Origin of the sequence: Pseudomonas sp. NC02 (assembly GCF_002874965.1) — a bacterium.
Classification (GTDB): Bacteria; Pseudomonadota; Gammaproteobacteria; order Pseudomonadales; family Pseudomonadaceae; genus Aquipseudomonas.
Genome location: NZ_CP025624.1, coordinates 6,311,179 through 6,337,904, shown reverse-complemented (window position 1 = coordinate 6,337,904; position 26,726 = coordinate 6,311,179). Strand labels below are relative to the sequence as shown.

Genomic DNA, 26,726 nt, shown 5'->3' with positions numbered 1-26,726 from the left:
GGCTTTTTCGTTTCTAGCGCTTACTCACAGACCATTCTTGGCCTTGAACTCCCGACGCCGACGGTGCAACACCGGCTCGGTATAGCCGTTCGGTTGCTTGGTCCCTTCAATCACCAACTCCACCGCTGCCTGGAACGCGATGTTGCTGTCGAAATCCGGAGCCAGCGGACGGTACAGCGCATCCCCGGCGTTCTGACGGTCCACCACCGGCGCCATGCGCTTGAGGCTTTCCATCACCTGGGCTTCATTGACGATGCCGTGGCGCAACCAGTTGGCAATGTGCTGGCTGGAGATACGCAGGGTGGCGCGGTCTTCCATCAGGCCGACGTCGTTGATGTCCGGGACTTTCGAGCAACCCACGCCCTGGTCGATCCAGCGCACCACGTAACCGAGGATGCCTTGGGCGTTGTTGTCCAGCTCGTTGCGGATTTCTTCCTCGGACCAATCGGTATTCTGGGCCAGGGGAATGGTCAGGATATCGTCTACCGAAGCACGTTCGCGCTTTGCCAGTTCGGCCTGGCGGGCGAACACGTCAACCTTGTGGTAGTGCAGCGCATGCAGCGCAGCCGCCGTCGGCGAAGGAACCCACGCCGTGTTGGCGCCGGCCAGCGGGTGAGCAATCTTCTGCTCCAGCATGGCGGCCATCAGGTCGGGCATCGCCCACATGCCTTTACCGATTTGTGCGCGGCCTTGCAGGCCGGTGCTCAAGCCGATGTCCACGTTCCAGTTTTCGTAGGCGCCGATCCACTTCTCAGCCTTCATGGCGGCCTTGCGCACCATCGCGCCGGCTTCCATGGAGGTGTGGATCTCGTCGCCGGTACGGTCGAGGAAGCCGGTGTTGATAAACACCACGCGCTCGCTGGCGGCCTTGATGCAGGCCTTGAGGTTGACCGTGGTACGGCGCTCCTCGTCCATGATCCCGACTTTGAGGGTGTTGCGCGGCAGCTTCAGCACGTCTTCGATGCGACCGAACAGCTCGTTGGTGAACGCAGCTTCTTCGGGGCCGTGCATTTTCGGTTTAACGATGTACACCGAACCGGTGCGGCTGTTCTTGCGGCTGGTGTTGCCGTTAAGGCTGTGGATCGCCGACAGGCTGGTGAGCAGGCCGTCGAGAATGCCTTCCGGCACTTCGTTGCCATCCTTGTCGAGGATCGCGTCGATGGTCATCAAGTGGCCAACGTTACGCACGAACAGCAGCGAACGACCGTGCAGGGTCACTTCCTTGCCGTCGGCACCGGTGTAGACGCGGTCGGCGTTCATGGTGCGGGTAAAGGTCTTGCCACCCTTGGCGACTTCTTCCGACAGGTCGCCCTTCATCAGGCCGAGCCAGTTGCGGTAGATCACCACCTTGTCATCGGCATCGACGGCGGCGACGGAGTCTTCGCAGTCCATGATGGTGGTCAGGGCGGCTTCCATCAGCACGTCTTTCAGGCCGGCGGCGTCGGTCTGGCCGACCGGGGTGCTGGCGTCGACCTGGATTTCGAAGTGCAGGCCGTTGTGCTTCAGCAGGATGGCAGTCGGCTTGGCTGCGTCGCCCTGGTAGCCGATCAACTGGGCATCGCTGCGCAGGCCGCTGTTGCTGCCGCCCTTGAGGCTGACCACGAGCTTGCCGTCGACGATCTTGTAGCCAGTGGAGTCCACGTGGCTGCCGGCAGCCAATGGCGCGGCTTCGTCAAGGAAGGCGCGGGCGAAGGCGATGACTTTGTCGCCACGCACCTTGTTGTAGCCTTTGCCCTTTTCGGCGCCGTCGGCTTCGCTGATGGCGTCGGTGCCATACAGCGCGTCATACAGTGAGCCCCAGCGCGCATTCGAAGCGTTGAGGGCGAAACGGGCGTTCATCACCGGCACTACCAGCTGCGGGCCGGCCATGTGGGCAATTTCTTCGTCGACGTTTTGGGTCGAGGCCTGGAAATCCGCGGCTTCTGGCAGCAGGTATCCGATATCTTGAAGGAAGGCTTTGTAGGCCACCGCGTCGTGGGCCTGGCCGGCGTGCGCCTGGTGCCAGGTGTCGATCCGCGCTTGAAAATCGTCGCGTTTGGCGAGTAGGGCTTTGTTCTTCGGCGCCAGGTCGTGGATGACCTTATCGGCACCGGCCCAGAACTGGTCGGCGGTAATGCCGGTACCAGGAATGGCTTCGTTGTTCACGAAGTCGAACAGGACTTTGGCGACCTGCAGGCCACCGACTTGAACGTGTTCAGTCATTGCTTGCCTCACTCTGCGGAGCTTATGCGCTTTTCAGCTTTTCAATTTACCAATGAAGCCTCTGGCCATGTAAACCGTGAACACGCTGCACCAGTACATGCCGTAGAAGGCGGCTGGGCGGGCTGCGTCGCGGTGCGTGGTTGCCTTGGCAGACATCGACCTAACGTTATGTAGTGCGCGATTGGGCATACTACATGATGAGTTGCGGTTGTGAAAATTAGACTAAATACGTCGTTTAGCGACCCACTTTGGTCGTACGGTCACAGTGGGGTACGGGATGTTCTCAAAAAACTATTGGATTGTTCCATATAAATATAAAAATGGTACACGATTTGTTTTCGTGGCTACCTGAGTCCACCTTGGTAGGTACGAGGGGAACGCCTGGTTCCTACCTGATTTTCATAAGAAGAGGACGACACCATGGACCATCTCGTACTGACTGTCATCGCCCCGGACAAACCCGGTGTGGTCGAACGCATCGCCCAGTGCATCGCCGCCCATGGCGGCAACTGGCTGGAAAGCCGCATGGCGCACATGGCCGGGCAGTTTGCCGGGATTTTGCGGGTGAGCGTGCCGGCGGAAAATCGGCTGGACTTGATTGGCGCGCTGGAAGACTTGTCCACCCACGGCATTCGCGTGCTGCTGGGCGAAAGCAGTTCGCTCGCCCCCAGCGAGTCGCAACCCATCGCGATGGAACTGGTCGGTAACGACCGGCCGGGGATTGTTCGCGACATCACCGCGCTGCTCAGCAAGCAGGGCGTCAACCTGGAGCGCTTGATCACCGACGTGCGCCCGGCGCCCATGAGCAGCGACCTGCTGTTCCACGCCGAAGCCTTGCTGGCGGTGCCGTTGACGCTGCCGCTGGAAACTTTGCAAGCGGCGCTGGAAACCCTGGCCGACGACTTGATGGTGGAACTGGAACTACGCAGCGAGGAATAGTTGCCCACAAGGTTATGCATGGAAATCTTGCATGGGCCTGTGGATAACCTGTAGAGACTCGCGTCCGGCCCAGGCGGGCCGTGTCTCTTCGCCAGCTGGCTAAAAAACGAACAGTTTCAAGGGCTTGTGCACAAACGCCGGGGACCAGGCTGTGGATAACCTTGGGGTGAATGCCTGCAAGCCACACCAGCTGTGGCTTGCAGAGGTTTGTACGTTATTTGATCAGTTTTTCCGCACAGTCATCCAGGCGTCGATGCTGTAAACCACCAGGCCGGCCCAGATAAAGCAGAAGGCGATCAGCGTGGCGGGTGCCAGGTGTTCGTTGAATAACAGCACGGCTTCCAGCAGCACCAGGGTGGGCGCCACGTATTGCAGGAAGCCCAGGGCGGTGTAGGGCAAATGCCGTGCGGCGGCGTTGAAACACACCAGCGGGATCAGCGTCACCGGACCTGCGGCCACCAGCCACCACGCTTCGGAGGTGCTCCAGAATTCCATCTGTGCGCTGTGGGCCGAGGGGTTGAACAGCAACCATGCGATGGCAATCGGCACCAGCATCCAGGTTTCCACCACCAGCCCGGGCAATGCCTTGACCGGCGCCTGCTTGCGGATCAACCCGTAGAAACCAAAGGTCGCCGCCAGGACCAGGGATACCCACGGCAGGCTGCCGACTTGCCATACCTGTTGCGCCACACCTACCGCTGCCAGGCCCACGGCCACCCATTGCAGGCGGCGCAGGCGCTCGCCGAGGATCACCATGCCCAGCAGCACGTTCACCAGCGGGTTGATGTAGTAACCCAGGCTGGCCTCCAGCATGCGGCCACTGTTCACTGACCACACGTAGGTCAGCCAGTTGGCTGCGATCAAGGTGCCGCTCAGGGCCAGGATCGCCAGGCGCCTGGGGTTGTCCCGCAGTTCTCGGAGCCAGCCCGGGTGTTTCCAGACTATCAGCAGCAGACTGCCGAACAGCGCCGACCACAGCACGCGGTTGACGATGATTTCTGCGGCGGGAACGCTGGCGATGGCCTTGAAGTAGATCGGGAACAGGCCCCAGATGACGTAGGCGCTCAGGCCCAATATGTACCCGCGACGGGGGTTGGCGGCTTGCATGCAGAATCCTTGCTTAGGCAGCTAACAAAGCCGCGATTGTAAGGATATTTGTCAGTCAGTGGGATGTGCTTTTCTGTAGGCGCTGGCTTGCCGGCGATGGCTTCACCTCGGTTCCACTGATACACCGAGGCGCTTGCATCGCCGGCAAGCCAGCTCCTACAGGGGATTGTGGTGTGCGTTAGAACAGTTTCAAGGGTTCTTCATTGAGCGCCGACAACTGCTCGCGCAACGCCAGCACCTGGTCGCCCCAGTAACGTTCGCTGCCAAACCAGGGAAAGCTGTGGGGGAACGCCGGGTCGTCCCAGCGCCGTGCAAGCCAGGCGCTGTAGTGCATCAGGCGCAGGGCACGCAGGGGTTCGATCAGGGCCAGTTCGCGCGGGTCGAAGTCGTGGAATTCCTGGTAGCCGTCCATCACTTCCGACAGTTGCCCCAGGCATTCCTGACGATCACCGGCGAGCATCATCCACAGGTCCTGAACGGCGGGGCCCATGCGGCAGTCATCGAGGTCGACGATATGGAACATCTCGTCGCGGCACATCATGTTGCCGGGGTGGCAATCGCCGTGCATGCGGATGTTCTTGTGGGGCGTGGCCTTGTAGACCTCTTCCACACGCTTGAGCAGGTCGCGGGCCACGGACTCGTAGGCTGGCAGCAGGCTGCGAGGAATGAAGTTGCCTTCCAGCAGGGTGTTCAGGGAATCGTGACCGAAATTCTTCACGCCCAGGGCTTCGCGGTGTTCGAAGGGGCGGGTGGAACCGACCGCATGCAGGCGGCCGAGCAATTGGCCGAGGCGATACAACTGGTCGAGGTTGCCCGGCTCCGGTGCGCGTCCGCCACGGCGCGGGAACAGGGTGAAGCGGAAACCCGCGTGCTCGAACAGGCTTTCACCGTTGTGAATCATCGGCGCCACCACCGGCACTTCGCACTCGGCCAGTTCGAAGGTGAAACTGTGTTCTTCGAGGATCGCTTCGTTGGTCCAGCGTTGCGGCCGATAGAACTTGGCGATCAAGGGCTCGGAGTCTTCGATGCCGACCTGGTAGACACGGTTTTCGTAGCTGTTGAGCGCGAGGATGCGGGCGTCGCTGAGGAAACCGATGCTTTCGACTGCGTCGAGCACCAGGTCAGGGGTCAGTGTTTCAAACGGGTGTGCCATGCGAACTCCTGCGCGCAGCAGGGCGCCGCGTCCGGCCGGGTATGGTAACGCACCCAGGGTTGGATAGGTGGTGACTGTTCTGACGCCTTCGCGAGCAAGTCGAATCGTCGCACCGCCGCTCCCACATTAAACCGAGTCCTGGCTTTGGAATGCGGTCAAATGTGGGAGCGGGCTTGCTCGCGAAGAGGCCTTATCAGGCGCCGACGATCCCGCCATCATCCCGACGAATCGCCATCACCGAGGACCGTGGCTTGCCATTCGGCAGATGCTCCGGCCAGGTCGACCCACCGGTTTCCCCCGGATGCTGAATCCCCACAAACAGGGTTTTCTGGTCCGGCGAAAAGCTGATCCCGGTCACTTCACAGGCCACCGGCCCCACCATGAATCGCCGAATTTCACCGGTCGACGGGTCGGCACACAGCATCTGGTTATTACCCATCCCGGCAAAGTCGCCGCCGTTGCTGTAGTCGCCATCGGTGAGGATCCACAACCGCCCGGCCTTGTCGAAGCCCAGGCCGTCCGGACTGTTGAACATGTTCTGCGGGTTGATGTTGGACGAGCCGCCCTTTGGCGTCCCGGCATGCACGGTCGGGTTGCCGGCCACCACGAACAAATCCCAGCTGAAGTCCGGCGCGCCATGGTCGTTGGCGTTGGCCTTCCAGCGCAGGATCTGCCCGTAGACGTTTTTCTCCCGCGGGTTCGGGCCACCCACCGGCTGGCCGTCTTCGCCGCGCTTGGCGTTGTTGGTCAGGGTGCAATACACCTGGCCGTCGGTGGGGCTGACCACGATCCATTCCGGGCGGTCCATGCGGGTGGCTTTCACCGCGCTGGCGGCCAGGCGCGCGTGGATCAGCACTTCGGCCTGGCTGGCAAAACCGCTGTTGGCGTCGATGCCGTTCTTGCCGTAGGTCAGTTCGACCCATTGGCCCTGGCCCTTGGGATGGTCGGCATTGCCGTCGCCCGCGTCGAAAATCGCCACATACAAGGTGCCGTGGTCCAGCAGGTCCTTGTTGGCCTTGGGATTCTTGTGATTGATCTTGTCGCGGCTGATGAACTTGTAGATGAACTCGCCGCGCTCGTCGTCGCCCATGTACACCACGGCGCGGCCGTCGCGGGTTTCCGCCAGCGCAGCATTTTCATGCTTGAAGCGGCCGAGGGCGGTGCGCTTGACCGGTGTGGATTGCGGGTCGAACGGGTCGATTTCCACCACCCAGCCATGGCGGTTGAGTTCGTTGGGATTCTTGGCCATGTCGAAGCGCGGGTCGTGGGGGTGCCAGTTGATGTCTTTGCTGGCGGCGACCACGCCATAGCGTTTCTGCCCGGCGTCGAAGGTCTGTTGCGGGTTGCTGCTGCCGAAGCAGTCGGTGAAGTTCTCTTCGCAGGTGAGATACGTGCCCCACGGGGTCTTGCCGTTGGCGCAGTTCTGGAAGGTGCCGAGGACTTTTTTGCCGGTTTTGTCGGCGCTGGTTTTCAGCCAGGCATGGCCCGCCGCGGGGCCGCCGAAGCGGATGGGCGAGTTGCCGTGGATGCGCCGGTTGTAGCGCGAGTCCTGGACGAACTGCCAGGTGTCGCCCTTGCGCCGCACTTCGATCACCGACACCCCTTCGCTGGCCAACGCCTTGCGCACGTCTTCGGCCGATTGCGGCGCGCCGCCGTGGGCGTAGAGGTAGCGGTAGTTGGTGTATTCGTTGTTGATCGCCATCAGCGCGCGGTTGTCGTCACCGGGGAAGGCGAACAGGCTCATGCCGTCGTTGTTGTCGCCGAACTGCTGTTCCTGGGCCTTGGCGGTGCCGTTGCCGCTGGGGTCGAAGGCCGGTGCGTTCTTGTGCAGTGGCTGGCCCCAACTGATCAGTACCGAAGCGCTGTAGCCGGGCGGCAGGGTGATGGTGTCGCTGGTGGCCGAGGCGATGCTGGCGAACCCCAGCAACGGGCTGTTCGACGCGGCGTTGACCGCCAGGGCGCTGCGGGTCAGCAGGTTGCCGCCGAGGAACATCGCGGCACCGCACAGGGCGCCGGCGCCGATAAAACGCCGGCGGGTGAGGCCGACCATCTGTTCCAGGTCGGTGGCTTGGTTTTCTTCTAATAGGCTCATTTCAGGCTCCCTGCGGGTTTTTGCAGCCACCTTAGGGAGCAGTCGTGACGAAATTGTTGCAGTTTGAAGCGCTACACCGGAGTGCCCAGCAGCACGTTGCTGGGGGAGAACTGCACCTTCACTTGCAGGCCTTCGGTGGCATTAATCTGTGCAAGCGCCTCGGGCCGGGCCAGGGCGCAGAGAACCTGGCCGTTGGGCAAGGTGATCCGCACCTCGCTGGGGCCGTCTTCGGCATCGAGAATGGCCTCGATTTTTCCTTCCAGGCAATTGTGTCCAGGTGTTGCTGCCTGCGTGACGGCCAGTACTTCAAGCCAGCCGGCCTTGATCAGGGCGACGACTTCGGTGGCGATCTCCAGCTCCAGGCGCAAGGTGCTGTCGTGGGTGATCTGCGCATCCAGGCGCAGCCCGGCTGCCAGCTCCAGGCGAATCAGGTCATTGCGGCCGTGGCTGTCGATGGCGATCACCCGGCCGTGCAACTGGTTACGTGCGCTGGTGCGCAGCATCAGGCGGCCCAGCAGGTTGAAGTCGCTGGCGTCTTCGGCGCAATCCAGCACCTGGGCTTGCAGCACCTGCAGGCGTTGGTAAAGGCGTAATACCCGCTCACCCTCGGCCGTCAACCTGGCGCCGCCACCGCCCTTGCCGCCGACGCTGCGTTCCACCAGGGGCTTTTGCGCCAGGTTGTTCAGTTCGTCGATGGCGTCCCAGGCCGCCTTGTAGCTCAGCCCCGCACTCTTTGCGGCGCGGGTGATGGAGCCTTGTTCGGCAATATGTTGCAGCAGTGCAATGCGCTGTGGGCGACGGACGATGTGTTGGCTCAAGAGGGTTGGCAGGGACATGGTTACACGCTTCGATGGAATGGGCTGACGTTGCGGGCAGGGCGCCCGCGAGTCAAGTCATGTGCCGGGCTTGGGCGTACGGGCCAGGCAATACACATCCACCTGTCGGGCGCCGGCATCCATCAACAGGCGGGCGAGACTGTTGGCGGTGGCGCCGGTGGTCAGTACGTCGTCGATCAGCGCCAAGTGCCGGCCTTTGACTTGCGCGCCGTCGGCCAGGGCGAAGGCCTGGTGCAGGTTGCGCTTGCGGGTCCTGGCGTCGAGGTCTTGCTGCGCCACGGTTTCACGCGGCCGTGACAGCAGGTGCTCATCCCAGGGGATGTTCAGGTCCTCACTCAGCCAGCGGGCGAGCATCGCCGCCTGGTTGAAGCCCCGTTCCCGCAGGCGTTTGCGGGCCAGGGGCACGGGCAGCAGGCAGTCGGGGCGAGCCAGCGCGGCATCTTCATAGCGGTGTTGCAGGAATTGCCCCAACAGGTGCGCAAGCAGGTGCCCCAGCGGCCAGCGGCCCTGATGCTTGAAACGGCTGATCAGGCTGTCGACGGGGAAGCTGTAGGTCCACGGCGCGACGACCTGCCTGAACGCCGCAGGTTGCTTCAAGCACTGGCCGCACACCAGGCCAGTCGCCGGCAACGGCAGTGCGCACACCTCGCAATGTTCCATCAGCCAGGGCAGCTCGGTTTCGCAGGCACTGCAGACAGGATCGGCCGTTCCGCTGCCTTCATCGCAGATTAAACAGGTTTGGTTGCTTTTTAACCAGATGTAAACCTCGTGTTTGTTATCAAGTTGACAGTGCATGAATCTTCCTTAAATATGCCGAGCATCCGTGTCGTACCTGTGGGTATTACTCCCACAGGGCTTGCCAAAGCATAATCAAGGAATCGCCCATGAGCGCCAGCATCACTGCCAACCTGCGTCACGATTGGTCTTTAGCCGAAGTCAAAGCGCTGTTCGTGCAGCCCTTCAACGACCTGTTGTTCCAGGCGCAGACCGTGCACCGCGCGCATTTCGACGCCAACCGCGTCCAGGTTTCCACGCTGCTGTCGATCAAGACCGGCGCCTGCCCGGAAGATTGCAAATATTGTCCGCAGTCGGGCCACTACAACACCGGCCTGGAAAAAGAGAAGCTGATGGAAGTGCAGAAGGTCCTCGAAGAGGCCGCTCGCGCCAAGGCCATCGGTTCGACCCGCTTCTGCATGGGCGCCGCCTGGAAACATCCATCGGCCAAAGACATGCCCTACGTGCTGGAGATGGTCAAAGGCGTGAAAGCCATGGGCCTGGAAACCTGCATGACCCTCGGCCGTCTCGACCAGGACCAGACCGAAGCCCTGGCCCAGGCCGGCCTCGATTACTACAACCACAACCTCGACACGTCGCCGGAGTTCTACGGTTCGATCATCACCACCCGCACCTACGGCGAGCGCTTGCAAACCCTGGCGTACGTGCGTGATTCGGGGATGAAGATCTGCTCCGGCGGCATCCTCGGCATGGGCGAGTCCCTGGACGATCGCGCCAACCTGCTGATCCAGTTGGCCAACCTGCCGGAGCATCCGGAATCGGTGCCGATCAACATGCTGGTGAAAGTTGCCGGCACGCCGCTGGAAAACGCCGACGACATCGACCCGTTCGACTTCATCCGCATGCTGGCGGTGGCGCGCATCCTGATGCCGCAGTCCCATGTGCGGCTGTCGGCCGGGCGTGAGGCGATGAACGAGCAGATGCAGGCCCTGGCATTCTTTGCTGGCGCCAACTCGATTTTCTACGGCGACAAGCTGCTGACCACTGCCAACCCGCAGGCGGACAAGGACATGCAACTGTTCTCGCGCCTGGGCATCTTGCCGGAAGCTCGTGAAGAGCACGCCGATGAAGTGCACCAGGCGGCGATCGAGCAGGCGCTGGTGGAGCAGAAGAGCAGCGAGCAGTTTTACAACGCGGCTGTTTGATAAGTCCACTTTGGAATGCCATCCAAATGTGGGAGCGGGCTTGTTCGCGAAGGCGGTGTGTCAGCCAATACATAAGCTGACTGATCCACTGCTTTCGCGAGCGAGCCCGCTCCCACATTTTTGACTGCGTTCAACCTGATCTACCGAGGTCTCATGTCTTTCGATCTCGCCGCGCGTCTTGCGGCTCGTCGTGCCGAACACCTGTATCGCCAACGTCCACTGCTGCAGAGCCCGCAAGGCCCTGACGTGGTGGTCGACGGCCAGCCGTTGCTGGCGTTCTGCAACAACGATTACCTGGGCCTGGCCAATCACCCGCAAGTGATTGAAGCCTGGCGCGCGGGCGCGGCTCGCTGGGGCGTGGGTGGCGGCGCTTCGCATCTGGTGATCGGCCACAGCACGCCGCACCATGAACTGGAAGAGGCCCTGGCCGACCTCACTGGTCGCCCGCGGGCGCTGCTGTTCACCACCGGTTACATGGCCAACCTTGGCGCCGTCACCGCGCTGGTGGGGCAGGGCGATACGGTGCTGGAAGACCGCCTTAACCACGCCTCGTTGCTGGATGCCGGTTTGCTCTCGGGTGCGCGCTTCAATCGTTACCTGCACAACGATGCTGAAAGCCTGGCCAAGCGCCTGGAGAAAGCCACCGGCAATACGCTGGTGGTGACCGACGGCGTGTTCAGCATGGACGGTGACCTGGCCGACTTGCCGGCGCTGGCCCGTGAAACCCGGGCCAGGGGCGCATGGTTGATGGTGGATGACGCCCATGGCTTCGGGCCTTTGGGCGCCAACGGTGGTGGGATCGTCGAGCATTTCGGTTTGAGCCAGGAAGACGTTCCGGTGTTGGTGGGCACTCTGGGCAAAGCCTTCGGTACTGCCGGCGCGTTTGTCGCGGGCAGCGAAGAGCTGATCGAAAGCCTGATCCAGTTCGCCCGCCCGTATATCTACACCACCAGCCAACCGCCGGCATTGGCCTGCGCCACGCTGAAAAGCCTGGAATTGCTGCGCACCGAGCATTGGCGCCGTGCGCATCTCAATGGGCTGATCCGCCAGTTCCGCCAGGGCGCCGAGCAGATTGGCCTCGAGCTGATGGACAGTTTCACGCCGATCCAGCCGATCATGATTGGCGACAGTGCCCGCGCGGTGCGTTTGTCGCAGATGCTGCGCGAGCGCGGGCTGATGGTCACCGCGATCCGCCCACCGACCGTGCCCGCCGGCAGTGCCCGTCTGCGGGTGACTCTCACGGCGGCCCACAGTGAAGCCCAGGTGCAGCTATTGTTAAGCGCATTGGAAGAGTGTTTCCGCTTGTTAGGCCAGGAGCCCGACCATGCGTGATCGACTGATATTGCTGCCTGGCTGGGGCCTCGGTGTTTCGCCGCTGGAACCGCTGGCGGCGGCGTTGCAGGGGCTGGATGAACACTTGCGGGTGCAGATCGAACCGTTGCCGGACGTGGAGTCGGACGACCTTCAAGAGTGGCTCGATGAGCTGGATTCGACCTTGCCCCAAGACGTCTGGCTGGGTGGTTGGTCCCTCGGCGGCATGCTTGCTGCCGAGTTGGCCGCCCGGCGCGGTGATCATTGTTGCGGTTTGCTCACCTTTGCCAGCAACGCAAGCTTCGTGGCCTGGCCCCGCTGGGACCATGGCATGCACGAAGAGGATTTTATTGCGTTTCTTGACGGTTGCCGCCTTGATCCGGTTGCGACGTTAAAACGCTTCAGTCTGCTTTGCGCCCGGGGTTCCAGCGATCCCCGATCACTTGCTCGGCTATTGCTGGCGGGTGCCCCTAAAACCTCCGCGCAGACCTTGCTCAGTGGTCTGGAGCTGTTGGGCCGATTGGACACCCGTCAGGCGTTGGTCGACTTTCAAGGGCCGCAGTTGCATCTGTTTGCCGGGCTGGACGGGCTGGTTCCGGCTGAAGTGGCGAGTGAGTTGTTCGCCTTGTTGCCTGACGTTGAAATCGGCCTGATTGAACAGGCCGGTCACGCTTTTCTACTGGAGGACCCCCACGGTGTGGCGGGGGCCATCCAGGCTTTTTTGCATGAGTGCGGTGATGACTGATTTGTCCCATGTGTTGCCCGGCGGCTTGCCAGACAAGCGCCAGGTAGCGGCCTCCTTTTCCCGCGCAGCCGCCAGTTACGACAGCGTTGCCGAGTTGCAGCGTGCGGTGGGCAGCGAGCTGTTGCGGCGTTTGCCCGAAGGTCTTTCTCCACAACGCTGGCTGGACCTGGGCTGCGGCACGGGTTATTTCAGTCGTGTGCTGGGCCAGTCATTTGCGGGTAGCCAGGGTTTGGCCCTGGATATCGCCGAGGGCATGCTCAAACACGCCCGGCCGCTGGGCGGTGCACAACATTTCATCGCTGGCGATGCCGAGCGCTTGCCCTTGCAGGACGCCAGTTGCGGGCTGATCTACTCCAGTTTGGCGGTGCAGTGGTGCTCGGATTTTGCCGCAGTGCTCAGCGAAGCGCGGCGCGTATTGCAGCCCGGCGGCGTGCTGGCGTTTGCCAGCCTCTGCGTGGGTACGCTGGATGAGTTGCGCGAAAGCTGGCGCGCAGCGGATGGCATGGTTCATGTGAACCGCTTCCGGCCGTTCAGTGCTTATGAGCAACTGTGCGCAGCCAGTGGTTTGCGGGTGCGCAGCCTGGAGCAGCGCCCCCATGTGCTGCATTACCCCGACGTGCGCAGCCTGACCCACGAACTGAAAGCGTTGGGTGCGCACAATCTGAACCCGGGGCGCCCAGGAGGGTTGACGGGCCGGGCGCGGATTGTTGCACTGGTGCAAGCCTACGAGCAGTTCCGCCAGGCCCAGGGCCTGCCGGCAACTTATCAAGTGGTGTACGCCGTCCTGGAGAAACCTCTATGAATGCCGCTTACTTCATCACGGGGACCGACACCGACGTCGGCAAGACCACCGTCGCTGCCGGCCTGCTGCATGCCGCGCGGCAAGCCGGCAAAAGTACGGCGGCGGGCAAGCCGGTAGCCTCTGGGTGCCAGCTGACGCCCAAGGGCCTGCGCAATTCGGACGCCCTGGCGTTGCTGGCCGAGTGTTCGTTGCCGTTGAGTTATGCCGAGGTCAACCCGGTGGCCTTCGAGCCGGCCATCGCGCCGCATCTGGCGGCCCGTGAAGCCGGCGTGGCGCTGACGGTGCAGTCGTTGTTGAAGCCCATGCAGCACGTTCTCGCCAAGCAGGCGGACTTCACCTTGATCGAAGGTGCGGGCGGCTGGCGTGTGCCATTGGCGGACCAGGACAATTTGTCGGACCTGGCCCAGGCGCTGAAGCTGCCGGTGATCCTGGTGGTGGGTGTGCGGCTGGGGTGTATCAGTCACGCGTTGTTGACCGCAGAAGCCATCGCCCGGGACGGGTTGCCGCTGGCGGGCTGGGTGGCCAATATCATCGACCCCAAGACCTCTCGTCTGGAAGAAAACCTCGCGACCCTGGCTGAACGACTCCCCGCGCCATGCCTGGGAAGGGTGCCCAAGCTCAAGCATCCCAGCGCCGAAGCGATCGCCGCGTACTTGCAACTGGACCTGCTTGACTAGTTTTGCCTATCGCGAAGGCATTATGCCATTAGTGTTTTTGACGGGCGTTTTGCCGGTAGGTCTGCTTCAATAACAGTTCACGATTCTCTTATAGGCAGGTTCACGCCATGGAAATCTCTGGTAGCAGTGCGTTTTACTCGGGACTGAGCGCGATTCAGACCGGGCAGAACCGTGTCGACCAGGCCGCCGGCAAGATTGCCAGCGCCGCCACTTCCCAGCCTTCAGACGCGCAAAATGATCGTTTGCGTTCGGTAGACGCCAATCAGGCCAGCAACTCGGCGAGCAACATGGTCGAGATGGCCCAAGGCAAGTTCCAGGTTGAACTGGGCGCCAAAGTCGCCAAGGCTTCCGACGAAATGCTCGGCACCTTGATCGATACTTACGCATAACCCCCCCTCTTATCGTGTGAGCTGGCTTCTCTGTGGGAGCTGGCTTGCCTGCGATAGCGTCACCTCGATCCTCCTGATACACCGCGGCGCCCGCATCGCAGGCAAGCCAGCTCCCACACTGATCTTCACCGCTCAATAATCTTTTTCCCCCTGAATCGTCATGCGGCATTTCGCTGCAGGCCTTGCCGTGCCTGACGTTGACCTGCGTCATGACAAACGGCGTTTGCGCGACGCTTGACAAGGATTGGTCGTAAACGTATGTTTCAAACAACTGTTTGACCGCCACAACACATCCATGCGGTTGTTCATCCCAGATACATCAGCAGAGGTTTATCGCTATGCCTGACTACAAGGCCCCCTTGCGTGATATTCGCTTCGTTCGTGACGAACTGCTTGGCTATGAAGCGCACTATCAGAGCCTGCCGGCTTGCCAGGACGCTACCCCGGACATGGTTGACGCCATTCTCGAAGAAGGCGCCAAGTTCTGTGAGCAGGTACTGGCACCGCTGAACCGCGTGGGTGATATCGAAGGTTGCACCTGGAGCGAGTCAGGCGTTAAGACCCCTACCGGTTTCAAAGAAGCCTACAAACAGTTCGTTGAAGGCGGCTGGCCAAGCCTGGCCCACGACGTGGCGCACGGTGGCCAGGGCCTGCCGGAATCCCTGGGCCTGGCGGTCAGCGAAATGGTCGGCGAAGCCAACTGGTCGTGGGGCATGTACCCGGGCCTGTCCCATGGCGCGATGAACACCATTTCCGAGCACGGCACCCCCGAGCAGCAAGAGGCTTACCTGACCAAACTGGTGTCGGGCGAGTGGACCGGCACCATGTGCCTGACCGAACCGCACTGCGGCACCGACCTGGGCATGCTGCGCACCAAGGCCGAGCCTCAGGCTGATGGTTCCTACAAGGTTTCCGGTACCAAGATCTTCATCTCGGCCGGCGAACACGACATGGCCGACAACATCGTCCACATCGTGCTGGCTCGCCTGCCGGACGCACCGGCTGGCACCAAAGGCATTTCGCTGTTCATCGTTCCCAAGTTCGTACCGAACGCCGACGGTTCGATTGGCGAACGCAACGCGGTGTCCTGTGGTTCCCTGGAACACAAGATGGGTATCCACGGCAACGCCACCTGCGTGATGAACTTCGACGCGGCCACCGGTTTCCTGATCGGCCCGGCGAACAAAGGCCTGAACTGCATGTTCACCTTTATGAACACCGCTCGCCTGGGCACCGCGCTGCAAGGCCTGTCCCACGCTGAAATCGGCTTCCAGGGCGGCCTCAAATACGCTCGTGACCGCCTGCAAATGCGCTCCCTGACTGGCCCGAAAGCGCCGGACAAGGCCGCTGACCCGATCATCGTGCACCCTGACGTGCGCCGCATGCTGCTGACCATGAAAGCCTTCGCCGAAGGCAACCGCGCGATGGTGTACTTCACCGCCAAGCAGGTTGACGTGGTCAAGTACGGCACTGACGACGAAGCCAAGAAACAGGCTGACGCACTGCTGGCCTTCATGACCCCGATCGCCAAGGCGTTCATGACCGAAGTCGGTTTTGAAGCCGCCAACCACGGCGTGCAAATCTACGGCGGCCACGGCTTCATCGCCGAGTGGGGCATGGAGCAGAACGTTCGCGACAGCCGCATTTCGATGCTGTACGAAGGCACCACCGGCATTCAGGCCCTCGACCTGCTGGGCCGTAAAGTGCTGATGACCCAGGGCGAAGCGCTGAAGGGCTTCACCAAGATCGTCCACAAGTTCTGCCAGGCCAACGAAGGCAACGAAGCCGTACAGGAATTCGTTGCACCGCTGGCGGCACTGAACAAAGAGTGGGGCGAGTTGACCATGAAGGTCGGCATGGCGGCCATGAAAGACCGCGAAGAAGTCGGTGCCGCTTCGGTGGATTACCTGATGTACTCCGGTTATGCCTGCCTGGCTTACTTCTGGGCCGACATGGCCCGCCTGGCCGCTGAGAAACTGGCTGCCGGCACCACCGAAGAAGGCTTCTACACCGCCAAGCTGCAGACTGCGCGCTTCTACTTCCAGCGCATCCTGCCGCGTACCCGCACCCACGTTGCAACCATGCTGTCGGGCGCCAACAACCTGATGGACATGAAAGAAGAGAACTTCGACCTGGGCTACTAAGCCTCGGCCAGTTCGCTTCAAAAGCCGCCGCTCCTTCGGGAGCGGCGGTTTTTTTTGCGCGATAAAAAACCACAGTACCGCACTCAGGGATTGCTCCGAGCGGCCGTTACAGTGATGGCAATGTGATACGCATCACATTGAATGTGCTTAACTGTGATCAGTGAAGGCACTGTGCCATCTTTTTTGTGGGTCGGAGCTTTACCCTTGTCGCGCGCGTCTGCTGTACGTTTCAGTCATTTTTTACCTTCACTGCTTTTACTGCTGGCGGGGCTCTCGGCTGCGTATGTGAAGGATCTCAATGTGTTCTTCACTTCACTGTTCAATGTGCTGCCGACCCTCGTGCTGCTGCTGGGCGGTTCGTACTGCGCGGTCTACCGGCGCCAACGAGAGCTGTTCCTGATGATCACGGTGTACGTGGTCTATTTCCTGCTGGATACCCAGACCGATTACTACCGCGATAACGGTCGCGTGCGGGACGACGCGGCCGTGGTCTTCCATCTGTGTTGCCTGCTGTTACCGTTGCTGTTCGGCATCTACGCGGTCTGGCAAGAAAAAACCCACCTGTTTCGCGACTTCGTCGCACGCTGCGCGGTGCTGTTTGCGGTAGGCAGCGTGGCGCTTGCCCTTGAACAAAGTTTCCCCCATGCCTTGTTGAGCTGGTTGGCTGAAATTCGCTGGCCCGCCTTGCATGGCCGCTGGATGAGCCTGATCCAGCTGTCCTATCCGATGTTCCTGATTGGTTTTGTGACCCTGGCCGCGCAGTACTGGTATCAACCAAGACCGCTGCACGCCGCGCAACTGGTAGGGTTGCTGGGGTTGTTCTGGATGTTGCCGCAGACATTCATCCTGCCGTTCACCCTGAACATCATGTGCAGCCAGGTGATGCTGATGATCGCTGCCGGGGTGGCCCACGAGGCTTATCAAATGGCCTTCCGTGACGAGCTGACCGGGTTGCCGGGCCGCCGCGCGCTCAATGAGCGCATGCAGCGCCTGGGGCGCAATTATGTGCTGGCCATGGGCGACGTCGATCACTTCAAGCGTTTCAACGATACCCATGGCCACGACGTGGGCGACCAGGTACTGCGCCTGGTGGCCAGCAAGCTGTCCAAGGTCAACGGCGGCGGCCGGGCCTACCGCTATGGCGGTGAGGAATTTGCCGTGGTATTCGCCGGCAAGACCCTGGATGAATGCCTGCCGCACCTGGAAGAGATCCGCGAAATCATCGCCAACTACGACATCAAACTGCGTAACCCGGACCGTCCCCACGACGACCAGCAGGGGCGCCAGCGTCGTGTGGGCAATGGCGCTTCCAGCGTGTCGGTGACCGTCAGCATCGGTGTGGCCGAACGCCAGGCCGAGCAGCGCAGCCCTGAAGAAGTGCTCAAATCCGCCGACCAGGCGCTGTACAACGCCAAGGGCGCGGGGCGTAACTGCGTGGTCGCTGCGGGGCAGACCCGCCGCGGCGCGGTCCGCATGGACAGCGCTGCCGGTTGAGTGATGGTGGTGTATTCAGCGGCCCTACAGTGATTGTCCGGTGGGCCGTGCGGCAGTAGGTTGAAGGCATCTGCTGCCGGAGACATTGCCATGCCTGACTATAAAGCTCCCCTGCGCGACATGCGCTTTCTGATCGATCACGTCTTTGACTTCCACGGCCACTACGCCGCGCTGGGTGCAAGCGATGCCAGCCCGGACATGGTCGGCGCGATCCTCGAGGAAGGTGCGAAGTTCTGCGAAAACGTCCTGGCGCCGTTGAACCGCTCCGGCGATGAAGAAGGCTGCCATTTCGACAACGGTGTGGTGACCACGCCCAAGGGCTTCAAGGAAGCCTTCGCGCAGTACGTGGAAGGCGGCTGGCACGGTTTGGCGGCTGACCCGGCCTACGGCGGGCAGGGCTTGCCAATGTCCCTGGGCCTGGTGCTCGCGGAGATGATCTCCTCCAGCAATACGTCCTGGGGCATGTACCCTGGCCTGACCCACGGTGCGATGTCGGCGATCCGTGCCCACGGCACTGAAGAGCAGAAAAACACCTACCTGAGCAAACTCACCGCGGGCCAGTGGACCGGCACCATGTGCCTGACTGAAGCCCATTGCGGCACCGACCTTGGCCTGATCAAGACCCGCGCCGTACCGCAGGCCGACGGCAGTTATGCAGTCACCGGCAGCAAGATTTTCATCTCGGCCGGCGAGCATGACATGAGTGACAACATCATCCACCTGGTGCTGGCCAAGCTGCCGGATGCGCCGGCCGGCACCAAGGGAATCTCGCTGTTTATCGTGCCCAAGTTCCATGCCGACTCGGGCGAGCGCAACACGATGAGTTGCGGCTCCATCGAGCACAAGATGGGCATCAAGGCGTCGGCCACCTGTGTGCTGAACTTCGATGGCGCCCGGGGTTTCCTGATCGGTGAGGCGAACAAGGGCCTCAACTGCATGTTCACCATGATGAACCATGCGCGCCTGGGCACCGGCATGCAGGGCCTTTGCCTGGGGGAAGCGAGCTTCCAGGGTGCGATCAAGTACGCCAACGACCGCTTGCAGATGCGCTCGCTGACCGGCGCCAAGGCACCCGAAAAAGCCGCTGATCCGATCATCGTCCACCCGGATGTGCGGCGCATGTTGCTGACCATGAAAGCCTTCAATGAAGGCAACCGCGCATTGACCTACTTCTCGGCACAGTTGCTCGATACCGCACACCTGAGTGGCGACGAGGGGCAACGCCAGGAAGCCGAAGACCTGTTGGCCTTCCTTACGCCGATCTGCAAGGCGTTCATGACCGAAACCGGGCTGGAGGTTACGAACCACGGCATGCAAGTGTTCGGCGGCCATGGCTTCATTCGTGAGTGGGGCATGGAGCAGCTGGTGCGGGATTGCCGGATTGCGCCGATCTATGAAGGGACCAATGGCATCCAGGCCCTGGATTTGCTCGGGCGCAAGGTGCTCGGCAGCCAGGGCAAGCTGCTGCGTGGTTTTACAAAGATCGTCCACAAGTTCTGCGCTGCAAACGCCGAGCATCCGCAACTCAAGGGGCATGTGGCGCAGCTCAACGAGTTGAATCAGCAATGGGGCGAGTTGACCGTCAAGGTCGGCATGGTCGCCATGAAGAACCCGGATGAAGTGGGTGCTGCAGCTCTGGATTACTTGATGTACAGCGGCTACATCATCCTCGCCTATCTGTGGCTGCGCATGGCGCTGGTGGCACAGGAGCAGTTGAACAGCGGCAGCGGTGATGCCGATTACGCTCGAGGCAAGCTGGCGACATGCGAGTTCTACTTCAAGCGCCTGCTACCGCGCACGGCGGCCCATCGGGCGGCAGTGGAGGCGGGTAGCGAATGCCTGATGAGTCTGCCCGCGGAGCTGTTTGCGCTTTAGTGACCGTAAAATACTTGTTGGTCACAAGCAGACCCTATGTGTCACAAAAGTTGTTCGGTTACACTCGGGGTCTGTAAAACCGACCCCACCCGAATAACGTTAAAGTTCTCACGAGGTTTGCCATGGCTGACTACAAAGCGCCGCTGCGCGATATGCGCTTCGTCCTCAACGAAGTTTTCGAGGTCGCCAAACTCTGGGCCCAACTGCCCGCGCTGGCAGAAACCGTCGACGCCGAGACCGTTGAGGCAATCCTCGAAGAAGCCGGCAAAGTCACCTCCAAGACCGTCGCCCCGCTCAGCCGCGGCGGCGACGAAGAAGGCTGCCGCTGGGAGAATGGCGCGGTCTTCACCCCGGCTGGCTTCAAGGACGCCTACAAAACCTACGCTGAAGGCGGTTGGGTAGGTGTTGGCGGCGACCCGGCGTACGGCGGCATGGGCATGCCCAAGGCAGTGTCGGCCCAGGTAGAAGAGATGATCAACTCCTCGGGCCTGGCCTTCGGCCTCTACCCGATGCTGACCTCCGGCGCCTGCGTGTCGATCAACACCCACGCCAGTGAAGAGCTCAAGGCCACTTATCTGCCGAATATGTACTCCGGCGTGTGGGCCGGTTCCATGTGCCTGACCGAACCTCATGCCGGCACTGACCTTGGGATAATTCGGACCAAGGCCGAGCCTCAGGCAGACGGTTCCTACAAGGTCAGCGGCACCAAGATCTTCATCACCGGTGGCGAGCACGACCTCACCGAGAACATCATCCACCTGGTGCTGGCCAAGCTGCCGGACGCACCGGCGGGTCCCAAGGGTATTTCGCTGTTCCTGGTGCCCAAGTTCATGGTCAATGCCGACGGCAGCCTGGGGGCGCGCAATCCGGTGACCTGCGGCTCCATCGAACACAAGATGGGCATCCAGGCGTCTGCGACCTGCGTGATGAACTTCGACGAAGCCGTGGGCTACCTGGTGGGCGAGCCGAACCGTGGCCTGGCCGCGATGTTCACCATGATGAACTACGAGCGCCTGGGTGTGGGCATCCAGGGCCTGGCCTCCGGTGAGCGCTCTTATCAGAACGCTATCGAATATGCGCGCGACCGCCTGCAAAGCCGTTCGCCAACCGGTCCGAAAGCCAAGGACAAGGTCGCTGACCCAATCATCGTCCACCCGGACGTGCGGCGCATGCTGCTGACTATGAAAGCCTCGAACGAAGGTGGCCGTGCGTTCTCCACCTATGTGGCGATGCAGCTCGACACCGCCAAGTTCAGCGAAGACGCCACCGCCCGCAAACGCGCGGACGATCTGGTTGCTCTGCTGACCCCGGTTGCCAAGGCGTTCCTGACCGACCTGGGCCTGGAAACCACCGTGCACGGCCAGCAGATTTTCGGCGGCCACGGCTACATTCGCGAATGGGGCCAGGAGCAACTGGTGCGTGATGTGCGCATCACCCAGATCTACGAAGGCACCAACGGCATTCAGGCCCTGGACCTGGTGGGACGCAAGATCGTCGGCAGCGGTGGGGCGTTCTACAAGCTGTTCGCTGATGAGATCCGCCATTTCACCGCCACTGCCGGCGCCGAACTGGCCGAATTCACCAAGCCGCTGAACGCGGCCGTGGATGACCTGGACGAACTGACCGCCTGGCTGCTGGACCGCGCCAAATCCAACCCGAATGAAATCGGCGCGGCATCCGTGGAATACCTGCACGCGTTCGGCTACATGGCTTATGCCTACATGTGGGCCCTGATGGCCAAGGCAGCTCTGGGTAAAGAGGCTCAGGAAGACTTCTACGCGAGCAAGCTGGGCACTGCGCGTTTCTACTTTGCGCGCTTGCTGCCGCGGATCGCGTCCCTCAGCGCCTCGGTAAAAGCCGGTAGCGAATCGCTGTTTTTGCTGGATGAAGCACTGTTTTAAGGGCTTGGAGGGCGTGTAAGCATTCTCTTACATGACGTGCTGCTATTCGTCCTCTATCGCCAAATTGGATCCACGGATAATCTACTTCACATGGACGTCGCGCAGGAAGCGCAAAGCAACAACACGGACACGTAGGATTCTGCCAGGAAGGCGGAGTGAAATGGATGTCAGGGAAACAGTCTGCAAAGCCCCGCTTCGGCGGGGTTTTCTTTTGCCTGCGAAAAAGTCAGGCGGGCGCGTTCATCACGTCTTCCAGCAGCGTGCGCAACAATTCCAGCGTCGCCTGCTGGCGCTGCACATCCCGGCACACCAACCCCACTTTCAACGGCACCCGTGGTTCGCTCAAGGGTTTCCACAGCAACGCCTTGCTGTTGTGTTCATCCTGGGAGCGTCCGGGAAGCACCGTCGCCAGCTTGGTGTGGGGCAGGCTGTCGAGAATCCCCGCCATCGTATTCAACTCGGCCTGCACTTGCGGGCGTCGGCCCAGGTTGGCCAATTGACCTTGCCATATCTGGCGCACCTGAAACTCTTCCCCCAGCAGCAACATGGGTAACTCGGCGGCTTGCTTCAGGGAGACTTTCTTGAATTCCCGCAGCGGGTGATCAGCCGGGATGACCACCTTCAGTTCATCTTCATACAGCAGCACGCCGTGCAGCCCCGGCTGGCGTGGCGGCAGGTAGCTGATGCCGATATCCAGCGAGCCGTTGAGCAGCCGGCGTTCGATTTCCATCCCGGTCAGCTCGTAGATCTGTACGACCAGGTGCGGCTGGGCCTTGCGCACTCGTTCGAGCATCTGCGGCACCAGGCTGGTGTGCACGGTTTGCAGCACGCCGATCGCCAAGGTGCGCAGTGCCTGGCCCTTGAAGTTGCGCAGTGCTTCCACCGCGTGCTGCATACCGTCGAGCAAGGGCAGGGCGTGGTTATACAAAGTGTGGGCGGCGAGGGTCGGCAGCAGGCGCTTGCTGCTGCGTTCGAACAGGCTCACATCAAGGTTTTGCTCGAGCTGGCGAATCTGCTGCGACAAGGCTGGCTGGGAGATCGACAGGCGCTCCGCTGCCCGCCCCACATGGCCTTCTTCGTACACCGCGACGAAATAACGCAGTTGCTTGAAATCCATAAGTAATGCTTATCGAAAATGCTGGAAAATCGAAATGGCCGAGTGCCCCCAAGGCGCCTAGTCTAGCGCCTATTCACAGGGCTTACAGGGCCGGAAAGCAAGATGAGTAGTGTTTATGTTGACGGTGTTTGCATAGGCAAGGCAAAAAACCTCCGCCATGGGTTTATCGGTAATACCGACCAAGGTGCGATTGCCAAAGAGGTTCATCCATGAACCTGTTCAACCTGCGTCGCCCCGCCCCCAGCCTGGATGATCTGATCCTCGAGGCGAAGACCCCGGCTCTGCGAGACGATCTTTCCAGCGATTGCCTGATGCCCAGCGTGGCCCGCCCGCCCCAGGTGTTCGTACGCGGCCAGGGCTCCTGGCTGTGGGACAGCGAAGACCGCGCCTATCTCGACTTCAGCCAGGGTGGCGGCGCCAACAGCCTGGGCCATAGCCCACAGGCAGTGACCAAGGCGCTGGCCGATCAGGCCCAATCGCTGATCAATCCCGGTAACAGCCTGCACAACCGCGTTCAACTGAACCTCGCCGACCGCCTGTGCCATCGCACCGGCAGCGACCAGGCCTACCTGCTCAACAGCGGCGCCGAAGCCTGCGAAGCGGCTATCAAGCTGGCGCGCAAATGGGGCCAACTGCACCGTGGCGGCGCCTATCGCATCATCACCGCGAGCAATGGTTGCCATGGCCGCAGCTTTGCCGCGATGTCAGCCTCGGCAGCCGCCAGTGAAAACCGTTTTGAGCCCCAGTTGCCGGGATTCAGCCACGTGCCGTTCAACGACCTGCCGGCGCTGCACGCGGCGGTGGATGCGCAAACCGTGGCAATCATGCTGGAACCGATCCAGAACGATGCCGGCGTCATTCCCGCGACCGAGCATTACCTCAAGGGTGTCGAACGTCTGTGCCGTGAGCTGGGAATTCTGTTGATCCTTGATGAAGTGCAAACCGGCACCGGCCGTTGTGGCACGTTGCTCGCCGAACAGCACTATGGCGTTCGCGCCGACATCATCACCCTGGGCAAGGGCTTGGGGGGCGGTGTGCCGCTGGCGGCGTTGCTGGCACGGGGCAAAGCGTGTTGTTTTGAGCTGGGTGAGCTGGAAGGCACCCACCACGGCAACGCGCTGATGGCTTCCGCCGGTGTGGCGGTGCTTGATACGGTGCTGAACCACGGATTTCTTGAACACGTCTGCGAGGTCGGCACTTACCTGGGTGAAGGGCTTGCCCGCCTGGCGCATCGCTATGACCAGGGTGAACTGCGCGGCCAGGGCCTGATGTGGGGACTGACTCTGTCGGAGGATTCGGCAGATGCGGTGGTAAACGCCGCGCTCAGTGAAGGCCTGATCCTGAGCGCGCCGCAACCCGATTGCCTGCGCTTCACCCCGGCGCTCACATTGAGCAAAAGCAACGTCGACGAAATGCTCCTGCGTCTGGCCCGTACCTTCTCCCGGGTGCGCACTGCACAGCTGCAATGCCGCAAGGGCATTGCCGTTTAAGCCCCATATTTCCTGAACCGTCTCGCGGTATACGCGGCGCCTCCAGCCTGATTCTTTTGGCTGGGGGCGTTTTTTTGTCCGCGAATTAGACGATGGCTGAGTGCCAGATCCCACTGAACCCTTACCAACGGCCAAGGTCGATTAGCTTGTACGGCTCACACGAGCCGATTTTCTGGAGCTGAACCCATGGATATCATTCGCATCATCATCGCTATTCTGCTGCCGCCACTGGGTGTGTTCCTGCAAGTGGGTTTCGCTGGCGCGTTCTGGCTGAACATCCTGCTGACCTTGTGCGGTTACATTCCCGGCATCGTGCACGCGGTGTACATCATCGCCAAACGCTAAAAGACCTCAGCCTTTCGCGATCAGCCGTGAGTTGCGCTCATTGCGAAAGGCCAGTTGCTCAATGGTCTGGGTGGCGTGCTCCGCTTCTTCGCGGGCCTGGAGGATCATGCCGTGGTGCTCCGATTTGCTGCACACCGGGTCAGCATTGCTGGCATCCCCGGTCAGCATGAACGCCTGGCAGCGGCACCCACCGAAGTCCTTTTCCTTCTCGTCACATGAACGGCACGGCTCGGGCATCCAGTCGTAGCCGCGAAAGCGGTTGAAGCCAAACGAGTCGTACCAGATGTGTTGCATGCTGTGGTCGCGCACATTGGGAAATTGCACCGGCATCTGTCGGGCTCCGTGGCACGGCAGGGCAGTACCGTCCGGCGTTACTGTCAGAAAGATGCTGCCCCAGCCATTCATGCAGGCTTTCGGGCGTTCCTCGTAGTAATCCGGCGTGACGAATATCAGCTTGCACGGGTGGCCTTCGGCTTCGAGCTTGGCGCGGTATTCGTTGGTGATGCGTTCGGCGCGCACCAGCTGTTCCTGGGTCGGCAACAGGCCGACCCGATTGAGCTGGGCCCAGCCGTAGAACTGGCAGGTGGCAAGCTCGACAAAGTCCGCTTCCAGGGCAATGCACAGCTCAATGATGCGGTCGATCTTGTCGATATTGTGCCGATGGGTGACGAAGTTCAGCACCATCGGGTAGCCATGGGCTTTCACTGCCCGGGCCATTTCGAGTTTTTGTGCGAAGGCTTTTTTCGAGCCGGCCAGCAAGTTGTTCACTTGCTCGTCACTGGCCTGGAAACTGATCTGGATATGGTCCAGGCCGGCCTTCTTGAAGTCGCTGATCTTCTGCTCGGTGAGGCCGATGCCGGAGGTGATCAGGTTGGTATAGAAACCCAGCTTGCGCGCCTCGGCGATCAGTTCGGCGAGGTCCTGGCGCACCAGCGGCTCACCGCCGGAAAACCCCAGTTGCGCAGCGCCCATTTCCCGGGCTTCACGAAATACCTTGATCCACTGTTCCGTGCTCAGTTCCTTGCCCTGCTCGGCAAAATCCAGCGGATTGGAGCAGTACGGGCATTGCAGCGGGCAGCGGTAGGTCAGCTCGGCCAGCAACCAGAGCGGCAGGCCGATTTCCGGCTTGGGTGGCAGGTCAGGCAAGTTCGATCCAGTGCTGAGCACGGGCAACCTCCATGAATTGCTCGATGTCTTCACCGAGCTCGGGCACGCCAGGGAACTGCTTGTCCAACTCGGCGATGATTGCGCTGACATCGCGCTCGCCGTCGATCAAGCCACCGATCAAGGCGGCGCTGTCGTTGAGCTTGATCATGCCTTCCGGGTACAGCAGCACATGGCCTTTTTGCGCCGGTTCGTACTGGAAACGATAGCCCTGGCGCCAGGTCGGTTTTTTGCTGCGATCGAAGCTCATAGGGTGATCCCCTTATGCCATACACGCTGATCGGTCACGCTGTGATACGGCGGGCGTTTCAGTTCATAAGCCATGCTCATTGCATCGAGCATGCTCCAAAGAATGTCCAGTTTGAACTGGAGAATTTCCAGCATGCGCTCCTGGCCTTCGCGGGTGGTGTAGTGCTGCAGGGTGATGGCCAGACCGTGCTCCACATCCCGGCGAGCCTGGCCCAGGCGGGTGCGGAAATACTCGTAGCCGGCGGGGTCGATCCATGGGTAATGCTGGGGCCAGCTGTCGAGGCGCGACTGGTGGATCTGCGGGGCGAACAACTCGGTCAGGGAACTGCTGGCGGCTTCCTGCCAGCTGGCCCGGCGGGCGAAGTTGACGTAGGCGTCTACCGCAAATCGTACGCCCGGCAGTACCAATTCCTGGGAGCGCAGTTGATCCGGGTCGAGGCCGACGGCCTGTCCCAGGCGCAACCAGGCTTCAATGCCGCCGTCTTCGCCGGGAGCGCCGTCGTGATCCAGCAGGCGCTGGATCCACTCACGACGAATCTCCCGGTCCGGGCAGTTGGCCAGGATCGCGGCGTCCTTGAGGGGAATGTTCACCTGATAATAAAAACGGTTGGCGACCCAGCCCTGGATCTGCTCGCGGGTGGCGCGGCCTTCGTACATCGCCACGTGATACGGGTGATGGATATGGTAGAAGGCGCCCTTGGCGCGCAGGGCCTGTTCGAACTCGGCGGTGGTCAGCGGTGTGTCAGTCATTTGG

General features: G+C 61.4%; 23 protein-coding genes. 13 read left to right on the top strand and 10 right to left on the bottom strand.

Features of this window, described 5'->3' with window-relative positions:
* Nucleotides 1–24: 24 nt before the first annotated feature.
* Nucleotides 25–2,202 (bottom strand): malate synthase G, encoded by a 2,178-nt coding sequence (locus C0058_RS29850; protein ID WP_102370053.1) that lies wholly within the window; start codon nucleotides 2,200–2,202, stop codon nucleotides 25–27.
* Between the two features lie 420 nt (nucleotides 2,203–2,622).
* Here C0058_RS29850 and C0058_RS29845 point away from each other — a divergent pair, with 420 nt between their 5' ends.
* Nucleotides 2,623–3,141 (top strand): glycine cleavage system protein R, encoded by a 519-nt coding sequence (locus C0058_RS29845; protein WP_003211081.1) that lies wholly within the window; start codon nucleotides 2,623–2,625, stop codon nucleotides 3,139–3,141.
* Nucleotides 3,142–3,363: 222 nt separating this feature from the next.
* On the opposite strand, the gene rarD is transcribed toward C0058_RS29845, so the two are convergent.
* The 5 genes from rarD to C0058_RS29820 all read right to left on the bottom strand — a co-directional run bounded on the left by rarD (nucleotide 3,364) and on the right by C0058_RS29820 (nucleotide 9,124).
* Nucleotides 3,364–4,248, bottom strand: coding sequence for an EamA family transporter RarD (gene rarD / locus C0058_RS29840; RefSeq protein ID WP_003211079.1), 885 nt, complete (start codon nucleotides 4,246–4,248; stop codon nucleotides 3,364–3,366).
* Nucleotides 4,249–4,426: 178 nt separating this feature from the next.
* Nucleotides 4,427–5,401: a serine/threonine protein kinase gene (locus C0058_RS29835; protein WP_102370052.1), complete on the bottom strand. Its 975-nt coding sequence runs from the start codon at nucleotides 5,399–5,401 to the stop codon at nucleotides 4,427–4,429.
* Nucleotides 5,402–5,594: 193 nt separating this feature from the next.
* Nucleotides 5,595–7,493, bottom strand: a complete 1,899-nt coding sequence (locus C0058_RS29830) for a PhoX family phosphatase (RefSeq protein WP_102370051.1) — start codon at nucleotides 7,491–7,493, stop codon at nucleotides 5,595–5,597.
* Between the two features lie 71 nt (nucleotides 7,494–7,564).
* Complete coding sequence (locus C0058_RS29825) at nucleotides 7,565–8,329, bottom strand: TOBE domain-containing protein (protein ID WP_102370050.1); 765 nt, start codon at nucleotides 8,327–8,329, stop codon at nucleotides 7,565–7,567.
* A gap of 57 nt (nucleotides 8,330–8,386) precedes the next feature.
* Entirely contained in the window at nucleotides 8,387–9,124 is a 738-nt protein-coding gene (locus C0058_RS29820) for a ComF family protein (protein WP_102370049.1), read from the bottom strand.
* A gap of 89 nt (nucleotides 9,125–9,213) precedes the next feature.
* Between C0058_RS29820 and bioB the strand changes: the two genes are divergently transcribed.
* The 10 genes from bioB (at nucleotide 9,214) to C0058_RS29770 (ending at nucleotide 21,607) form a co-directional block, all read left to right on the top strand.
* Nucleotides 9,214–10,269, top strand: coding sequence for a biotin synthase BioB (bioB, locus tag C0058_RS29815; RefSeq protein WP_003211072.1), 1,056 nt, complete (start codon nucleotides 9,214–9,216; stop codon nucleotides 10,267–10,269).
* 153 nt (nucleotides 10,270–10,422) lie between these two features.
* Nucleotides 10,423–11,601: an 8-amino-7-oxononanoate synthase gene (gene bioF / locus C0058_RS29810; RefSeq protein WP_102370048.1), complete on the top strand. Its 1,179-nt coding sequence runs from the start codon at nucleotides 10,423–10,425 to the stop codon at nucleotides 11,599–11,601.
* Complete coding sequence (locus C0058_RS29805) at nucleotides 11,594–12,325, top strand: alpha/beta fold hydrolase (RefSeq protein ID WP_102370047.1); 732 nt, start codon at nucleotides 11,594–11,596, stop codon at nucleotides 12,323–12,325. Before bioF ends, C0058_RS29805 begins: the two co-directional genes overlap by 8 nt.
* Nucleotides 12,318–13,127: a malonyl-ACP O-methyltransferase BioC gene (gene bioC / locus C0058_RS29800; RefSeq protein ID WP_102370046.1), complete on the top strand. Its 810-nt coding sequence runs from the start codon at nucleotides 12,318–12,320 to the stop codon at nucleotides 13,125–13,127. Before C0058_RS29805 ends, bioC begins: the two co-directional genes overlap by 8 nt.
* A complete protein-coding gene (gene bioD, locus C0058_RS29795; RefSeq protein ID WP_102370045.1) occupies nucleotides 13,124–13,804 on the top strand; it encodes a dethiobiotin synthase in 681 nt (226 codons plus the stop codon). Before bioC ends, bioD begins: the two co-directional genes overlap by 4 nt.
* A gap of 107 nt (nucleotides 13,805–13,911) precedes the next feature.
* Nucleotides 13,912–14,193: a hypothetical protein gene (locus C0058_RS29790; RefSeq protein ID WP_008434375.1), complete on the top strand. Its 282-nt coding sequence runs from the start codon at nucleotides 13,912–13,914 to the stop codon at nucleotides 14,191–14,193.
* A 338-nt stretch (nucleotides 14,194–14,531) separates the two neighbouring features.
* The gene (locus C0058_RS29785) at nucleotides 14,532–16,337 is read left to right on the top strand and encodes a phenylacyl-CoA dehydrogenase (protein ID WP_008434376.1); all 1,806 of its coding nucleotides are present in this window, start codon (nucleotides 14,532–14,534) and stop codon (nucleotides 16,335–16,337) included.
* Between the two features lie 204 nt (nucleotides 16,338–16,541).
* On the top strand, nucleotides 16,542–17,831 hold the full coding sequence (locus C0058_RS29780) for a diguanylate cyclase (RefSeq protein WP_023659318.1): 1,290 nt from the start codon (nucleotides 16,542–16,544) through the stop codon (nucleotides 17,829–17,831).
* Between the two features lie 90 nt (nucleotides 17,832–17,921).
* Nucleotides 17,922–19,706 carry an acyl-CoA dehydrogenase C-terminal domain-containing protein gene (locus C0058_RS29775; RefSeq protein WP_102370044.1) on the top strand — a complete coding sequence of 595 codons (1,785 nt, stop codon included), beginning with the start codon at nucleotides 17,922–17,924 and terminating at the stop codon, nucleotides 19,704–19,706.
* Between the two features lie 122 nt (nucleotides 19,707–19,828).
* Nucleotides 19,829–21,607, top strand: a complete 1,779-nt coding sequence (locus tag C0058_RS29770; protein ID WP_102370043.1) for an acyl-CoA dehydrogenase C-terminal domain-containing protein — start codon at nucleotides 19,829–19,831, stop codon at nucleotides 21,605–21,607.
* A 226-nt stretch (nucleotides 21,608–21,833) separates the two neighbouring features.
* On the opposite strand, the gene C0058_RS29765 is transcribed toward C0058_RS29770, so the two are convergent.
* Nucleotides 21,834–22,724 carry a LysR family transcriptional regulator gene (locus C0058_RS29765; protein WP_003211052.1) on the bottom strand — a complete coding sequence of 297 codons (891 nt, stop codon included), beginning with the start codon at nucleotides 22,722–22,724 and terminating at the stop codon, nucleotides 21,834–21,836.
* A 209-nt stretch (nucleotides 22,725–22,933) separates the two neighbouring features.
* Between C0058_RS29765 and C0058_RS29760 the strand changes: the two genes are divergently transcribed.
* Together C0058_RS29760 and C0058_RS29755 are read left to right on the top strand one after the other, a co-directional pair.
* Nucleotides 22,934–24,214 (top strand): aspartate aminotransferase family protein, encoded by a 1,281-nt coding sequence (locus tag C0058_RS29760; protein ID WP_102370042.1) that lies wholly within the window; start codon nucleotides 22,934–22,936, stop codon nucleotides 24,212–24,214.
* Nucleotides 24,215–24,400: 186 nt separating this feature from the next.
* Complete coding sequence (locus C0058_RS29755) at nucleotides 24,401–24,559, top strand: YqaE/Pmp3 family membrane protein (protein WP_003211049.1); 159 nt, start codon at nucleotides 24,401–24,403, stop codon at nucleotides 24,557–24,559.
* 6 nt (nucleotides 24,560–24,565) lie between these two features.
* Here C0058_RS29755 and pqqE read toward each other — a convergent pair whose 3' ends face one another.
* From pqqE to pqqC, 3 genes are read right to left on the bottom strand one after another with little or no spacing between them, the layout of a single operon-like run.
* Nucleotides 24,566–25,705, bottom strand: coding sequence for a pyrroloquinoline quinone biosynthesis protein PqqE (gene pqqE, locus C0058_RS29750; protein WP_008434380.1), 1,140 nt, complete (start codon nucleotides 25,703–25,705; stop codon nucleotides 24,566–24,568).
* The gene (pqqD, locus tag C0058_RS29745) at nucleotides 25,698–25,973 is read right to left on the bottom strand and encodes a pyrroloquinoline quinone biosynthesis peptide chaperone PqqD (RefSeq protein ID WP_003211043.1); all 276 of its coding nucleotides are present in this window, start codon (nucleotides 25,971–25,973) and stop codon (nucleotides 25,698–25,700) included. Before pqqD ends, pqqE begins: the two co-directional genes overlap by 8 nt.
* The gene (gene pqqC, locus C0058_RS29740) at nucleotides 25,970–26,722 is read right to left on the bottom strand and encodes a pyrroloquinoline-quinone synthase PqqC (protein WP_003211042.1); all 753 of its coding nucleotides are present in this window, start codon (nucleotides 26,720–26,722) and stop codon (nucleotides 25,970–25,972) included. The genes pqqD and pqqC overlap by 4 nt, the downstream gene beginning before the upstream one ends.
* Nucleotides 26,723–26,726: the final 4 nt, after the last annotated feature.